Origin of the sequence: Butyrivibrio proteoclasticus B316 (assembly GCF_000145035.1) — a bacterium.
Lineage (GTDB): Bacteria > Bacillota > Clostridia > Lachnospirales > Lachnospiraceae > Butyrivibrio > Butyrivibrio proteoclasticus.
The window spans coordinates 2,747,912-2,764,560 of record NC_014387.1 but is presented as its reverse complement, the minus strand read 5'-3'; the positions used below and the strand labels follow the sequence as shown (position 1 = coordinate 2,764,560).

Genomic DNA, 16,649 nt, shown 5'->3' with positions numbered 1-16,649 from the left:
GGAGAATAGATGAGTAAGAATTTTGTAGATAACGGACCAATGCTTAATGCCTACCCTGATAGCATGGGCGGTAAGCTCTCTGATATTGTTTCAGTTCTTGAAAAGAAAGAATTTGAGGATGTATTTCAGTCTTTTTACATCCTTCCGAGCATTTTCAACACTGATCTGGACAGAGGCTTTTCAGTTATTGACTATGGCATTAACAGAGAACTTGCTGATGCAAAGGATTTAGAGGCTCTTGATAAGCTTGGAATCAATTTAAAGCTTGATTTTATCCTAAATCATGCGTCAGTTCTTTCTCCACAGTTTCAGGATCTTGTTAAAAACGGTGAGAAATCCAAGTATGCTGATTTCTTTATCAACTGGAACAAATTCTGGGAAGGTTGCGGAGAGATGACAGCTGAGGGCTATATTCAGCCTGATGAGAAATATATCAAGGACATGTTCTTTAGAAAACCCGGGCTTCCAATTTTGATGGTAAGGATGCCTGATGGCAAGGATGTGCCTTATTGGAACACATTTTATCAGGAAGTTCAGTACAAGAGACCGGATGCTCAGGATCTTATGGACAAGATTGACATACAGTATCTGGCGGCTCAGAGACTTTCTGCAAGAGTCTGCGAGGGACTTGATGAGGGTAAGAAGCCGGCAGAAATTGATTTTACCGGTTATGAAGAATATAAAGATGCGGTTGTTGATCTTTTGGAATCAGGCAGACGCTATCTTGGACAGATGGATCTTAACATTAAGTCTGACCTGGTTTGGGAGCACTATAGAAATACACTTAAGGCTCTTTCAGGATACGGAGCAAGGATTGTCAGGCTTGATGCCTTTGCTTATGCACCTAAGGAACCAGGCAAGAAGAATTTCCTTAATGAACCTGATACCTGGGATGTACTTGAAAAGGTTCAGAAACTGGCTGATGAGTTTAATGTATCTCTTTTACCTGAGATTCATGCAAGCTACAAGGAGAAGATATATGAGACTGTAGCTAATAAGGGCTATATGACATATGATTTCTTCCTTCCGGGACTTCTGATCTATGCTATTGAGCATAAGAACGGAGAAGTGCTTGCTAAGTGGGCAAAAGAGATCCAGGATAAGAAAATCCGTGTTGTAAATATGCTTGGATGTCATGATGGTATTCCGCTTCTTGATCTGAAGGGAATCCTGGCAGATGAAGAGATTGAAGAAATGATCCAGACAATCGTTGGAAGAGGCGGATATGTCAAGGATCTTCACGGTGCCAAGAACATGTACTATCAGGTGAATGCAACCTATTACAGTGCGCTTGGCGATGATGATAAGAAGATGCTCTTTGCCAGAGCTATTCAGATGTTCATGCCAGGTAAACCACAGGTTTGGTATCTTGATCTTTTTGCAGGCAAGAACGACCATGAGGCTGTTAAGCGTGCAGGTGCCGGCGGTCATAAGGAGATTAACAGAACTAATCTATCTCTTGAACAGATCGAAGCAGCAATGGGTAAAGAGGTAGTTCAGAAACAGCTTGAACTTCTTAGACTTCGTAACACAAATCCTGCATTTGGATTTGATTCAAATCTTGATATCAAGACAAATGGAAGTGTTATGACATTTACCTGGACAAACGGTGAACATAGTATTTCACTTGATGCTGATTTTGCAGATTATTCATACAGTATTAAATAATTCAGCCTGGATGCGGAATTTACCAGCTGAATAGTCAAAGAAAAATAATAGAAGCCATATATTTCTTAAGGCAACATCCGGTGTTATGCACTGGAACTGGGTGCTGCCATGACAGAAATATATGGCTTCTTTTAGTGTAAAGGTGCTATACTTCAATATGTGGTAATAACAAGAATGGTTGGAGCTACGTATGATAAGCAATGATAATTTGAGTAGGAGGCAGCAGCTTGACGAAGCGGGAAAGCAGGTTCTGAATGCTTCCAGAACTGAACTCTATATAGATATGCGTTTCTTTGGTTCAGCGCTTAATTCGCTTGGATATGAGATGGACCTTAGTACCACGACTGTTGGCACAGATGCAGTAAACATCAGGTTTAATCCGTCCCATGTTCTGAGACTTTTTGTGGAAGAACCGGGGAAACTTAACAGAACTTATCTTCATATGCTTCTTCATTGCATATTTATGCATATGTATACCTCGGCAGAGTATCAGGATGAAAGACTTTTTGATATCTGTGCTGATATAGTTGTTGAGTCAATCCTTGATGGAATGGACTATCAGTGCATCTACAGAGTTTCATCTGATTATCGCGACAGGTGGTATGACTTATTAGATAAAGAAGTTAAGGTTCTTACTGTGGAAAAACTCTACAGATATTTTTCTGATGAGCATAAACTGGACATCTTCGAGATTGAGAAATTAGAGAGGGAGTTTGCGCTTGATGATCACGGCTTTTGGTCGAGGCTGATTGATGAGCCAAGCGATGATACCTCTGATAAAAAAGATGACGAGGACAATAAAAATCCCAAAGAAATGCCACCACTTGATGATGATTATCAGAATCCTGCAGGGAAAGATAAGACAAATCCTAAGGATGATCCTAAGCAGCCTAACGGAAATAGTAATAACGAAGATGATGACAGTCATAAATTTGATAGTAATGATGATAATAAAAATGACGATAATGGCAGAAAGAAAACCAAATATATATCGCCCCGTCGTCTTCAGAAGATAAAAGATGCCCGGAAGAACTGGGATAAGGAAGGAAAGCGGATACAAACTGAAATTGAAACTATCGGAAAAGAGCACAGTGACAGGCTTGGCAAACTGACATGGCTTTTAAAAATTCAGAATACAACAAGGACGGATTACCGCGAGTTCTTAAATCAGTTCAAGGTACTTAGAGAAGAAGGCGGAGTTGATCTTGACAGTTTCGACTACGGAATGTATGCCTTCGGCCTTGATACCTACGGAAACATGCCGCTTATAGAAGAAAATGAATTCCGTGAAGTCAAAAAGATTCAGGAACTTGTAATAGCGATAGATACTTCAGCTTCCTGCAAAGACTCTTTGGTTCAGCGTTTTCTTAATGAAACGGCAGCGATTCTTTTGGACAGAGAGAGCTTTTTTCAAAAAATAAAAATCTGTGTGATCCAGTGTGACAATCAGGTGCAGAGAACAGATTTTATAGAAAATAGTGATGAAATGAATAAATATTCTTCCGAAATTCATGTTGAGGGAGGGTATGGAACGGACTTTAGACCTGTTTTTGAGTATGTGGAAGAACTTAAAAATCAGGGTAAGTTCGAAAATCTTAAGGGACTTATTTATTTTACGGATGGTTTTGGAGAGTATCCTGATAAACCGACCACTTATGACACCGCCTTTGTTTTTGCTAGTGAGGAGGATTATGATGATGTAAAAGTTCCTGATTGGGCCATGAAATTGTACATTTGAAATGGTGAATATTGAACAGTTAAGTTAAAAAATGTAAGAGCATATAGATTGAGGATTAGACATGAATATTGACAGGGCAAAAGAAGAAGTCAAAAATGCGATAAGAGCTTATCTTGAAAAGGACGAGGCCGGGCAGTACGAGATACCGATTGAGAGACAGCGACCGATCCTGCTGATGGGGCCTCCCGGAATTGGAAAAACTGCTGTAATGGAGCAGATAGCACATGAACTGGGCATTAATTTGGTTTCGTACACTATCACGCATCATACCAGGCAGAGTGCGATCGGACTTCCGATGATCTCGGAAAGAGAATTTGACGGTAAAAAGTATTCTGTTACCGAATATACCATGAGCGAAATAATAGGCGCTGTATATGAACAGATTGAAAAATCCGGAATTCATGAGGGAATTCTTTTCCTTGATGAAATAAACTGTGTATCGGAAACTTTGGCGCCTACAATGCTACAGTTTTTGCAGTATAAGACTTTTGGAAGCCATAAACTTCCGGAAGGATTCATTATTGTTACAGCTGGTAACCCTCCACAGTACAATAAGTCAGTCAGGGACTTTGATATTGTTACTCTTGACAGAGTGAGACAGATCAATATCGAAGAGGACTTTGAGGCCTGGAAGACCTATGCTTACAAGGCCGGTGTACATGGCTCTATTTTGGCATATCTCGAAATTAAGAAAGATAATTTCTATAAGATCCAGACAAATGCTGATGGCAGAAGTTTTGTTACTGCCAGAGGCTGGGAAGATTTATCAAGAGTAATTAAGGTTCATGAGAAACTTGGAATAGAAGTGGATGAGGACCTTACTTCTTCATACCTTCAGAACAAGGATATTTCCAGAGATTTTGCTACCTATTATGAGCTATATCGCAGATACAATGAGCTTTATAAGATTCCTGATATTTTGGAAGGAAGATTTCCTGAGGATAAAAAGGCTATCAGAGAGGGCTCTTTTGATGAAAAACTCAGTATTATAGGACTTCTTACAGATAAACTTATGGAGGAGTTCAAGGAATACGCAAGGCAGCAGGCGATACAGAAGGAGCTGTTTGAAATTATCAAAGAGTATGCCGGGAAGGGAACTCTTTCTGATGAGGGAAAAGATTATCTTGCACAAAAAGTATCTGAGCTTGAAAAGGAACTTGCAGATAACGTGGATGCAGGCCTGATCAGCAGAGAAGATGAGAAGATAAAGAGACTGGTCATAGCTCTTTTAAATGAGTGCCGGGATGAAATACTAAGGCAGAGCTCTGGTGCTGCGATAATAGCAGATGATGAGAAAGCCATAGCTATAGCGAAAGCCTGGTTTAATCAAAGAGAAGCGGACAGGCAGGAAAAAATAAAGATTACCGATTCTCATCTTACAAACAGCTTTGAATTTTTGGAGGAAACATTTGGCGATAGTGAGGCCCTTTCGGGCAGCCAGGAAATGGTCATATTCTTGACAGAGCTGTCCAAAGCATATCACAGTCTTAAGTTTGTGAGAGAAACCGGAAATGAAGCCTATTATAAATATAACAAAATGCTTCTTTTAAATGACAGGAAGCAGGAACTTAAAGAACTGGCTGAGAAGCTGATCTTGTGATTAACTTTTGCTTTTTATGAATGAGTCAGAAATATAAAAGCTGTTACCCCTTATTTGTAACATTTAGAGGGGCAACAGCTTGTTTCTTTATAGTTTAAATACAATCTGAGAGTTTACCCTTTGCAAGAATTGACAAGTGCTGTGTTGCACGTGACATTGCGGTGTAGAGGCAGTGCTTTCCAAGCTCGTCTGCCGGATAGCTGTCGTTGTCTGCATCGGCAATGATGACATTGTCAAATTCAAGTCCCTTAGCAAGAGAAAGCTCAATGAGAAAAGCTCCGGAAGATGGAAGAGAATCGTTTTCTTCTATTACAACAGGGGCTTTATCTCCAAGTTTGGCTATTGCTTTATCAAGACTAAACTGGTTTCTGAATATAACGGCAGTAAGTCCTGATTTTTCACTATATTCTGAAATGAGAGATGTGAGTTTTGTGTAATACTCATCATCTGAATCCAAAGAGAACATAGCTACTTTTTCTCCCGGCCTTTGCACTGAGGAAACCAGCATTTTTTTCTCTGAAGGCAGAAGAGAAGCGAACATCTCTGTAATCTCCGGTGAACTTCTGTAACTTGTCATTAGTGGCAATTCGACAAATTTTTTATCATCGGCTTCGGCAAGCTCTTTTATCTCAGAAAAAGAAATAGTGCCTTCCCTGATGGCCTGATTCTCATCACCAAGGAGCATAAATTTGGCATTGGGGAAGAATTTTCTAAATACCATGAGCTGAGCCTTGGTATAATCCTGAACTTCATCAATCATCATGTACTTCATGTTGCGGTCGCACAGGCCTGTAAGCTCCATCTTGGTGTAGAGCCATTCAGCAGCAGTAATGTGATCAGTACCAAGAATTCTTTTGGCTATGTGCATGACATTCACAAAACCGCAGTGTCTGATGCTGCGAAGTGCTCCGCCGTAATCATTTTCAATTCTGTTATTCTCGGCAGAATCAGATTTTGGTGATCCTTCTGACTCTTCCTCTGTTTCTTTATCAAGATTGTGAAGAGCATTCTTGGCTCTATGCTCAAGTTCATCTGCAACTGTCTGGATGAGACGTACTCCCATAGGAAACTGTTTGAACATCTTAACGACAGAGAGAACTTCGTTTTTGTTCATGACAATGGTCTCTTTTTGCCTGATATCGAAGAAATCATCTGCTTCAGGAGTGAGTGTTGGTAAACACTCGTGAATCTTAAGAAGACTCTCTGACAGTGTGTGATCTGAACCATTTTCCGTGAATGGAACATGGACCATATCGAGAAATTCGTTCCAGGTAATGGTCAGTGGATTTGTTTCCCCGAGGTCAGGAAGGACATTGTCTATATAGTCACGAAATACCGGATTAAGTGTCATGAGACACACCTGATCCGGACGCAGAGTCTTTCTTTTCTGGTAAAAGAGATATGCAATTCGCTGAAGAAGTACAGAGGTTTTACCACTTCCTGCGATTCCGTTTACAAGAAGTACGGGTACATCAGGATAGCGGATAACTGTGTTCTGCTCCTTCTGAATGGTTGCAGTGATTGCCTGCATCTTGTCTGAGCGCATTTGAGACAGGGACTGCAGGAGCATTGGGTCTTCAATAGCAATTTGTGTATCAAAATAAGAAATCAGCTTGTCTTTATTGATATCAAACTGACGTCTTAATTTAAGATCTACAGGAATAACTCTGTCCTCAACTGTGTAGCTGGTGTGGCCGCTTTCCTGATTGTAGTACACTTCAGCAATTGGAGATCTCCAGTCAACAACCATCTGGTCATAACCATTCTCGGAAATAGGAGCCCTTCCTATATAATAGCTTTCGGGCTCTTCAGATGGGTCAAATTGCAAACTGATCTTGGCAAAGTAAGGCGATTCGAGAAGCTTGTTGACAGTCTTTAGTCTCTTACCAAGTGAACTGCTCTCAACATTATATGTATCAATATATCTGTTCCAAACTTCTATCTCTGCGAGAGTTTCCATGGTCGTTTCAATATCTGCATAGTCGAAGCGGATATTGTCTCGAATATCATTTTTATCATCCAGGGCCTTGGCATCAAGATCTGAAATCTGACTTTCCAGGTCTTTCTTCATTTCCAGAAGCTTGCCATAGGTTTTGCTCAAATGATTTTGTTCCTGATCAAATATCTCTTTTTCCATAATAATTACCTTTATAAAATGAATGTTACGTGTAAAAATGCTTTGGTTTGTCTATACAGTATAACATATAATCTTTGGATAGGTTTTTAGTTATTTCTTATTGGTAAATTATGGAATTGATCGTAAAAAAAGTATCAATAATTAGTACAACCAGTTGGAAAAGGTAGCACTACCGCCGGCTTTTGCTGTGCTATAAACAAAAAGACCAAATCTTGTGCCTGTAAAGTGATCAAGCTTGAACTGCAGGCTGTAAGAGGCGCCAAGCTGTGAAGTCATGGAACTGTCTGCTGTTTTGTAACCAAAGACCACATGGTCATCAGCAACATCGCCGGCTACCCAGGAAGGCTTAAATGCCGGATAGCAGGTATTATTGTCATAACAGATATATGAGCTCAGAGATACGATAGGCGAATCAATCTTTATTTTCTCAAGTTCCTCAAATGGTTCATCGTCATGGCGCTCACCCCAGAATCCTCCGGATGTGATATCTCTTTTGCCGAGGACCAGGTAATAAGAAGAGTCCTGTCTTGTTATTCCGATAAACCTGTAGTTACTTTCAAGTACGCACAGCCCTGCATAGTCACCATCATTAAGAGCAGATCCGTCAAGTATGACGCTGCACTTACATTCAGGGAAAAGAGTTCTCTGAGTAAGAGTGTTTCTGGCCTGGACAAGGTTTGAAGAAAGCTTGCCGGTGGTAATTGTAACTGTTCCTTTATCATAATCTCTTTTTATAAGAGATAAGTCAGGTTCATGGTTAAACTGCCAACAGGCCTTGAAACCAAAACTTGCTTGTAAATATGGTAAAGAATTATAGTCTGATGAAAGTGAAGCCCCATTAAGTTTAAAATCGTCACTTGACACAAGAGGAGTGTATTCATAGCCGGGATTTAAATCTTCAATATCGAATTCATCGGGAATGATCCCCCTGTCACCAAACACAGGGAAAAGAACTTTTTCTCCTGGATGATCACTGCCATCTGAAAGACCCGCCTCGCCCAGAACAGTGTACTCAAAGTGAACAGGCATAAGAACCGGGATTCTTCCGACAGCGCCGCTATCCTGGAACAATATGCTGTACCATTTTCCGCTTGGAGTATCGACAATGCCGCCTTGGGCTACACCTGACCCCCTGTAACCTCTGTCATCATACATTACATCTTTGCCTATGTATGGCCCTTGCGGCTTATCAGACACAAATACAGCTTCTGTACGCTTTCCTGTGGACTTTGGCATGTGTATGAAAAAGAGATAGTATTTGCCGTTGATCTTATAAAAATGTGTTCCTTCATAGCCAAGATATACATCATCAGAGTCTTTGATTATGATCTTTCCTGAAGGAGAGGCAGCGTTATCGTCAGAAAGAAAGGTGGATATGCCATCATGATATTTTACTGAGTCTTTCTCTACTAGTTCCAGCTCCTGCAAATAGATTTCCTTGTTGCCGGATACAATATAGATTTTTCCATCATCATCAAAAAGAATAGAGTTGTCGTGATAAAAACCTTTGAGATTATATTTTTCCCACGGACCGTTTATGCTTTTGGACTGGTAAATGTAGGTTTTATGGGTGTCGTTACAAACAAAACATATGTAAAAAATGCCCTGGTGGTAACGGAGACTTGCTGCCCACATACCCTGGCCATAGATGTTTTCTTTTCCCTCAAGCTGCTGAGCAGGAGTGCTGTCAAGCCTGTCATAGACATAGGAAGCGTGTTCCCAGTGTACAAGATCGTAGGAGCGGAGAATTTCGCAGCCAGGCATGAAGTACATGGTAGTGCTGACCATATAATAAGTATTATCTACTCTGATAATGTCAGGGTCTGGGTAGTCCAGCCTGGTTATAGGATTTATATTATCTTTATTCATTGTGAACCTCTTTGGATTTTATTCTCTGTAAAAATGAGTTGTAGTTTTTGACACCTATATCATTATATAAAAATCGTCATACCAGATATTGCTGATTGTTGCTATTGTTCTACTTATTTTTGCGAAATTATGCACCGGGCTTGACCGGAGCGTTTGGGAAGTATTTATACTACGCGTATTCTTTACAAATGTAAGAAATGTGATATAGTAGACAATAACGGCATGCTTTAACGCTTTTAAGTGATAGAGTAATATAGCACTTTTAAATGTGGATAATGTATGAGAGAATAAGAAAAAACAACTGGTTTGGAGGAAATATAATGCTTAAGCAGGTTTCAATTTATGCTGAAAATAAGAAAGGATGTCTTCAGACTATCACAGGTCTTCTGAGGGAGAATGATATCAACATTCTTGGCTCTGTAACTAATGATTCGGCTGAATATGGCATCATCAGAATGGTGGTTTCCGACGCTGCGAAGTGTATGGAAGTTTTGCAGGCAGCAGGATACATGTGTAAGACATCTTCTGTACTTGCTGTAGAGTGTAAGGATGAAGTAGGAGCACTTGATAATATTCTCAAGACTCTCAAGGATAGTCATATCAACGTCAATTATACATATCTCTCATTTAACAGAGAGACCGGTAACCCGATCATGGTAATGCATACGGAAGATGTAAATGCTGTAGAGAACATCCTGATGAATAAGGGATATCAGTGCGACTGAGATTAAAATAAATCAAGAAAACTGGTTAATTCTGCCATGATGTAATTGCCTATAATTATGTTATCATAATATTTATCAAAAAATATGTACTAATTTATCTTATACAGGTATAAAAAAGTCAAGTAAACCGACCGATATTAATATCGTAGGATAAAAAACATCAAGTCAGATTGATAAGACCGGAATAATAAAAAGGGGAGAAGCATTATGAAGAATTTCGAGAAGTATCAGCGTCAATATTTTATGCCGCCCAAGGCAAGCTATGACTGGGTCAAGAAAGACTACATCGATCATCCGCCAATATGGTGCAGTGTGGATCTTCGCGATGGTAATCAGGCACTTATTGAGCCCATGAGTCTTGACGAGAAGCTCGAATTTTTTACAATGCTTGTCAACCTTGGCTTTAAGGAAATTGAAATTGGTTTTCCGGCAGCTTCTGAGACGGAGTTTGAGTTTGCCAGAACTCTTATCGAGAAGAACATGATTCCGGATGATGTTACAGTCCAGGTACTTACTCAGGCGAGGGAACACATCATCAGGAGGACCTTTGAAGCGGTCAAGGGGGCTCCAAGGGCTATCATCCACCTCTATAATTCGACATCTGTTGCTCAGAGAGAACAGGTATTTAAAAAGAGTAAAGCAGAAGTTAAGCAGATTGCAGTTGATGGCGCAAGGCTTCTGGATAAGCTGGCCAAAGAGACAACAGGTAATTTCTCTTTTGAATATTCTCCTGAGAGCTTCCCGGGAACAGAGGTTGACTACGCGGTAGAAGTATGTAACGCGGTTCTTGATGTGTGGAAGCCTACCAAGAAAAATAAGGTTGTTATCAATATCCCTACAACAGTAGAGATTGCAATGCCCCATGTGTTCGCTACCCAGGTTGAATATATCAGCAAAAACCTTAAGTACCGCGACAATGTGGTTTTATCACTCCATCCTCACAACGACAGAGGAACAGGCGTAAGCGATGCTGAACTCGGCTGCCTTGCGGGAGCTGACAGAATTGAGGGTACTCTTTTCGGAAACGGTGAGAGAACGGGTAATGTGGATATAGTTACACTGGCAATCAATATGTATTCTCATGGTGTTGATCCGGGACTTGATTTTAGCCATATCATGGAAATCGGTGAGGCTTACGAAAGACTCACAAGGATGAGAATCTATGAGAGACAGCCCTATGCCGGACAGCTTGTATTTACTGCTTTCTCCGGATCCCATCAGGATGCTATTTCTAAGGGCTTTACCTGGCATGATCAGAAAAAAGACAAGGGAATATGGTCAGTTCCTTATCTTCCTGTTGATCCCAAGGATCTTGGAAGAGAGTACGACGGTGATGTTATCAGGATCAATAGTCAGTCCGGTAAGGGCGGTGTAAGCTACATCCTCAAGACTAACTATGGAATGATGGTTCCCAAGGAAATGCAGGCTGATGTCAGCTATACCATTAAGGACATATCAGACAGAGAGCATGCTGAGTTGTCACCATCCAGGATTTATCAGATCTTCGAGGATAAGTACGTTCACAATGACAATGTTTTCAAGATTACAGAATGTCACTTCAAGCAGATAGACGGTATTTTGACAGAAGTAACAATATCTCATGCGGATAAAGAACATGTGGTTGAGGCTAACGGTAATGGTCGCCTTGACGCAGTCAGCAATGCTATCAAACAGTATTTTAACGTCAGCTATGAGCTCTCGACCTATGAGGAACACGCTCTTTCAAGAGGATCATCCTCTAAGGCATGTACATATGTGGGAATTACACATAATGGCAAGAAGTACTGGGGCGTAGGAATAGACGAGGATATTATCAGATCTTCGATTAATGCTCTTGTAATCGCAGTTAATCAGATTGATGAGGTAAAAGATATCAAGAATAGCAAAGATGAGAGGATCAATTCCATCATTAATTATATCCAGGAAAATTACCTGACAGTTACTCTTGATGATCTGTCCAGTCAGTTCTACCTTTCCAAACCTTACCTTTCCAAATATATCAAGGAAAAGTCAGGCATGACCTTTGGAGAAAACGTTAAGCGCATCAGACTCAACAAGGCTAGCACACTTCTTAGAAATGGTAATATGAAGGTGGAAAAAGTTGCTGAGGCAGCAGGTTATCAGAACGTTGAGCACTTTAACAGACTCTTCAAAAAGAAATATGGAATGACTCCGGTTCAGTACAGAACCAGCAGATAATAATAGCGCCTTTATTAAAAACAGATAAATGTCCCATTTTATGTTATTCTAAGTTGGTGGCATTTATCTGTTTTTTTGACATCTATTTCATTGTAGGCAATATGATTAGATTGTGTTATAATGTATACCCCTACGGAGCAAAAATAAAACGATTATGCGAGGAAATATATATGAGTAAAAATGTAGACGTAATTATTATCGGAGCAGGCCCGGGTGGCATTTTCTGTGCCTATGAGCTTATGGAAAAGAGACCTGATCTTAAGGTTCTCATGATAGAAAAGGGCCGCTCTATCGAAAAGAGAAATTGTCCTAAGCGTGTGACTAAGACCTGTGCCGGCTGCAAACCATGTTCTATTACAACCGGATTCGCAGGTGCGGGAGCTTTTTCAGACGGTAAGCTTTCTCTTTCACCTGATGTCGGCGGAACACTTCCTGATATACTTGGATATGATGCAGCTACTGAGCTTATCCACGAGTCAGATGAGATTTATCTTAAATTTGGCGCTGACAAGAACGTATATGGCGTTGATAAAGAAAACGAGATCCGCGAGATCCGCAGAAAAGCAATAAATGCCAACCTCAAGCTTGTAGAGTGTCCTATCAGACATCTTGGAACTGAGGAAGGTTACAAGATTTACAGTAAACTTCAGCAGCATATTCTTGATCAGGGCGTAGAGATTCAGTTCAACACTATGGTTACAGACATACTCGTAGAAGACGGCGTTTGTAAGGGGGTTAGAACTGACAAGGGCGAAGAGTTTTTTGCCAGAGAAATTGTAAGTGCTGTTGGTAGAGAGGGTGCTGACTGGTTCAAGGATAAGTGTGAAGAGATCGGAATTGAGACTAAACCCGGTACTGTCGATGTCGGAGTCAGAGTTGAGGTGCGTGATGAAGTTATGCAGTTCCTCAACGAGAACCTCTATGAGGCCAAGCTCATTTATCACACTCCAACTTTTGACGACAAGGTTCGTACTTTCTGTACCAATCCATCCGGAGAGGTTGCTACAGAGTACTATGAGAATGGTCTTGCAGTAGTTAACGGACATGCTTATAAGGGAAAAGAGTTCAAGACTAACAACACGAACTTTGCTCTTTTGGTGTCCAAGAATTTCACAAAGCCTTTCAAGACACCTATAGAATATGGTAAAAAGATTGCAGAGCTTTCAAATATGCTCTGTGGTGGAAAAATACTTGTTCAGACTTACGGAGATTTCAGACGAGGCAGGAGAACAACAGAAGAGAGACTATGCAGAAATAACCTGATCCCTACACTTAAGGATGCAGTTCCCGGAGATCTTTCACTTGTATTCCCACACAGAATCATGGTGGATCTTGATGAGATGATCCAGGCTCTTGATAAGGTTACGCCGGGTATTGCTTCAGATGAGACTCTTTTGTATGGTGTAGAAGTCAAGTTCTACTCCAATAAAGTTATAGTAAATAAGGATTTTGAGACCAGCATAAAGGGACTTCGCGCTATCGGCGATGGAGCAGGTGTTACTCGCGGACTTCAGCAGGCAAGTGCCAACGGACTCTGCGTAGCTCGCTCAATCATCAATTCTTTAGGGTAATGCGATCAACTGCATGATCTTCCGGATATATGTACAACGTCTCTCATGGCTCTGGACACTGCGATAAGCCAAATCAATGGATTTGTCTTATCTTCGTAGAACCAAAATCGAGACTATTTGAACATATATTCCGTCAGATCATAAGTTACTTTACCGCCAAGGCTTAGGGGATATATGGACAGGATTGCAACTATACATATAAAAAGAATATCGATGATCCTTATTGGAATGATTCTGGTAGTATCTTTGACGGCCTGCGGAAGCCTTGATGGAACCAGAAAAGTTGTGTTTACTACAGGCTTTTCGGATGATGAGATCTTCAGAATAGAAGATTCTGTATGTAGTATACAGGAAATCATGGCATATCTGATCAATACTCAGAATGGCTATGAGGGCACTTTTGGCAGAGAAATCTGGGAGACACAGACGGATGACGGAACTGTTGCACAGCAGCTCAAGGAGTCTATCCTTGCCAAGGTTGCACAGATCAAGGCAATGAATCTTTTAGCGGGTGAAATGGGAATTGTACTTGATGATAATGAGTTGTCGATGGCACGAGAGGCGGCAGCTACTTACTATGAGTCCCTTACACCTGAAGAAATCGAAGCTATGAAGGGAATAACTCAGGAGGATGTTTTCAGGATATATTCTGAATATGCCCTTGCTGATAAGCTCTACGACTACATTATCAGAGATATCAATCCTGAGATAAGTGATGATGAGGCCAGAACTATCACTGTTGAACAGATTTTTTTGAAAACCTATGATCTTAATGCGTCAGGCGAAAAAGTTCCTTTTAATGACACAGCCAAGAACACTGTTTACCTTAAAGCTAAGAGCATCAGAAACCAGTTTCTTGACGGAGCAAGCTTTGAAGAGCTCATGTCGGAATACAATGAGGCGGAGGAATCCACAATCTCTTTTGGAAAGGGAGAAATGGAGGAAGCCTATGAGACAGTAGCCTTTAACCTTGGCACCGACGAGGTGAGCGATGTGGTTGAAGTTAATGACGGATACGTTATAATCAAGTGCGTCACCACCTTCAATAGAGAAGAGACTGAATATAACAAGGTCAGGATCGTAGCCGAGAGGAAAAGAGAAGTCTTTGGAGAACAGTACGATGCCTATGTCGACACACTGACCAAGGAACTCAACGAGGAACTGTGGGATTCAATTACTGTCACAGGTGATGACAATGTAAATACCAGTTCACTATGGAATGTATATACTGAATATTTTGGATAAAAAAACGGTAGTTTATGAAGATCATAGACTACCGCTTTTTTTAGATTTAATTCTGCGTTTCATTTCATACATGCGTTCATCGGCAATGTTTATAACTTTATTGATGTCCATGCCGTTTTCGTAAATAGTTGAATAGACACCAACGCTTGCGGACACATCAAAACCGTAAGTTTTACTGTATTCTGCCATTTTTTCTTTGATGTCTTTTTGAATGCTGTCAACGTTGCAATCACCAACTATAAGGCTAAGAAGCTCATCTCCGCCGGTTCTTACGCATATTGCTTTTTCAGGACAGGAATCTTTTAGAGCTGTTGCAACTGCCGTTATAGCCTTGTCTCCGGCCATGTGACCTAGATTGTCGTTGATCTGCTTGAGACCGTTGAGATCGAGCATAATGACCGTGATTTTCTGACCAATGTTGGACTCATGGGAGAAAATCTCACTTGTAATAGATCTGAAGGCGAGCCTGTTGTATAGTCCTGTAAGAGCATCGTTCTGATACATTCTTTGAAGCTTGTCCCGCAGATATTTCTGGTACATATTCACAACATATCCACCGATACTCATCTCAAAGCAATTGGTAAGATTAGGCGTCTGGTTATAATCTATAAGCATGCGTCTGGGATATGAATAGCACACAAACCCCGGACACTTATCCATGTAAACAAGACTGTTAAATATAAGAGGATAACCTGCTTCCATTATTTCTTCTAAGTGAGGAACAATTGACTTGGGATCGTAGGCATAAGAATCCTCTGAATCACTGTAAGAATCAAAAACTACAATTTTATCGCCCTTTTCAACATCATCATAAAAATAGTTGTTCTCAAAATCAAAGCATGATTTTTCAACGACAACCTGAGCATGCTTGGCGTGGTTTTCTTTCAGATGGCGAATACTTTTTTTGACATCTTTGCTCATAAGCATCTTGGAAATAATAGCCTGCATTGCATGTATTTCATCTTCGTGATGGTAAAAGAGATTATTAAGTTCACCGACTGCCGCTGTAACATGAAGGTCTTTTCGCAGACATCCACAGGATTCGTTAGGGATAAAAACAGGTTGTATCCACTTGGATGTATAGCGGTCACCGGAAAAAATGTTTGAAAGAGCTTCGATCACTGTGTGTGCCAATTCGCCATTGTCACAGATTGCAGTGGTTATGCCGGGAGATGAGATAAAAGCTTCATCAAGCCCATCAAATCCGGAAACAAGGATATCATCGGGAACTTTTATGCCAGCCTCTTTAAGGACATCACATACATTTATGGCCATGATATCATTGGCACAGATGATCGAATCCGGAAGCTCTTTTCGCTTAAGCAGTTCTGCTGTTGCTGCCCGACAGGGAAAAGCCCAGAAATCGCCGTAGCTTATCATGCTCTCATCAAAGGGCATGTTGTTTTCTGCAAGGACCTTTTTGAATACTTCAATTCTTTCATTGGAAAAGACATTGTTTCTGTGCCCTGCCATGAAATGAGGCTTTTGCACCTTGTGATCTTCGATCATGTGTCTTACTACTTTTTCAAAGCCTCCTGCGTAGTCGAAACGGACAGTTGCTACATGATCGAATTCACCATCAACAACGAGAACAGGTACATCGTTAGCACTTGATTTATCTATGATATTCTGTATGACGCTGCGGTTTTTGATCTTCTCGTTCATGATCACTACAACGTCAACTTTATCGTACGGGATCAGATTAAAGACTTCTACTTCAGGAGAAGAGTCTTCCACGATTCCTATTTCGGAATTCATGGCATATATGAATAGAAAATAGTCTTCTTCAGATAAGAGCCTTCCAAGCTCGGAAAGAAAAGCAAATTCAGGAGCTCCGTATATTCTGTAAGTACAAAGAGCTACTATTTTTTTACCATTGATCATTGTATCTGACTGT

General features: G+C 40.6%; 10 protein-coding genes. 7 read left to right on the top strand and 3 right to left on the bottom strand.

Features of this window, described 5'->3' with window-relative positions:
* The first annotated feature begins 9 nt into the window (after positions 1–9).
* From BPR_RS11435 to BPR_RS11425, 3 genes are all read left to right on the top strand, one after another.
* Positions 10–1,668 (top strand): alpha-amylase family protein, encoded by a 1,659-nt coding sequence (locus BPR_RS11435; protein WP_013281647.1) that lies wholly within the window; start codon positions 10–12, stop codon positions 1,666–1,668.
* 190 nt (positions 1,669–1,858) lie between these two features.
* Positions 1,859–3,406: a vWA domain-containing protein gene (locus BPR_RS11430; protein WP_013281646.1), complete on the top strand. Its 1,548-nt coding sequence runs from the start codon at positions 1,859–1,861 to the stop codon at positions 3,404–3,406.
* 61 nt (positions 3,407–3,467) lie between these two features.
* Complete coding sequence (locus BPR_RS11425; protein WP_013281645.1) at positions 3,468–5,006, top strand: ATP-binding protein; 1,539 nt, start codon at positions 3,468–3,470, stop codon at positions 5,004–5,006.
* 94 nt (positions 5,007–5,100) lie between these two features.
* Here BPR_RS11425 and BPR_RS11420 read toward each other — a convergent pair whose 3' ends face one another.
* Both BPR_RS11420 and BPR_RS11415 read right to left on the bottom strand, forming a co-directional pair.
* Positions 5,101–7,143, bottom strand: a complete 2,043-nt coding sequence (locus tag BPR_RS11420; RefSeq protein ID WP_013281644.1) for a HelD family protein — start codon at positions 7,141–7,143, stop codon at positions 5,101–5,103.
* 141 nt (positions 7,144–7,284) lie between these two features.
* Positions 7,285–9,012 carry a glycoside hydrolase family 43 protein gene (locus tag BPR_RS11415; protein WP_013281643.1) on the bottom strand — a complete coding sequence of 576 codons (1,728 nt, stop codon included), beginning with the start codon at positions 9,010–9,012 and terminating at the stop codon, positions 7,285–7,287.
* A gap of 320 nt (positions 9,013–9,332) precedes the next feature.
* On the opposite strand from BPR_RS11415, the gene BPR_RS11410 reads away from it, so the two are divergent.
* The 4 genes from BPR_RS11410 to BPR_RS11395 all read left to right on the top strand — a co-directional run bounded on the left by BPR_RS11410 (position 9,333) and on the right by BPR_RS11395 (position 14,752).
* On the top strand, positions 9,333–9,737 hold the full coding sequence (locus BPR_RS11410) for an amino acid-binding protein (protein WP_026662377.1): 405 nt from the start codon (positions 9,333–9,335) through the stop codon (positions 9,735–9,737).
* A 207-nt stretch (positions 9,738–9,944) separates the two neighbouring features.
* Positions 9,945–11,936 carry a 2-isopropylmalate synthase gene (locus BPR_RS11405; RefSeq protein WP_013281641.1) on the top strand — a complete coding sequence of 664 codons (1,992 nt, stop codon included), beginning with the start codon at positions 9,945–9,947 and terminating at the stop codon, positions 11,934–11,936.
* 101 nt (positions 11,937–12,037) lie between these two features.
* Complete coding sequence (locus BPR_RS11400) at positions 12,038–13,507, top strand: NAD(P)/FAD-dependent oxidoreductase (RefSeq protein WP_081441779.1); 1,470 nt, start codon at positions 12,038–12,040, stop codon at positions 13,505–13,507.
* 174 nt (positions 13,508–13,681) lie between these two features.
* Positions 13,682–14,752 carry a peptidylprolyl isomerase gene (locus tag BPR_RS11395; protein WP_013281639.1) on the top strand — a complete coding sequence of 357 codons (1,071 nt, stop codon included), beginning with the start codon at positions 13,682–13,684 and terminating at the stop codon, positions 14,750–14,752.
* A gap of 21 nt (positions 14,753–14,773) precedes the next feature.
* On the opposite strand, the gene BPR_RS11390 is transcribed toward BPR_RS11395, so the two are convergent.
* The gene (locus BPR_RS11390; RefSeq protein WP_013281638.1) at positions 14,774–16,636 is read right to left on the bottom strand and encodes a GGDEF domain-containing protein; all 1,863 of its coding nucleotides are present in this window, start codon (positions 16,634–16,636) and stop codon (positions 14,774–14,776) included.
* Positions 16,637–16,649 lie beyond the last annotated feature (13 nt).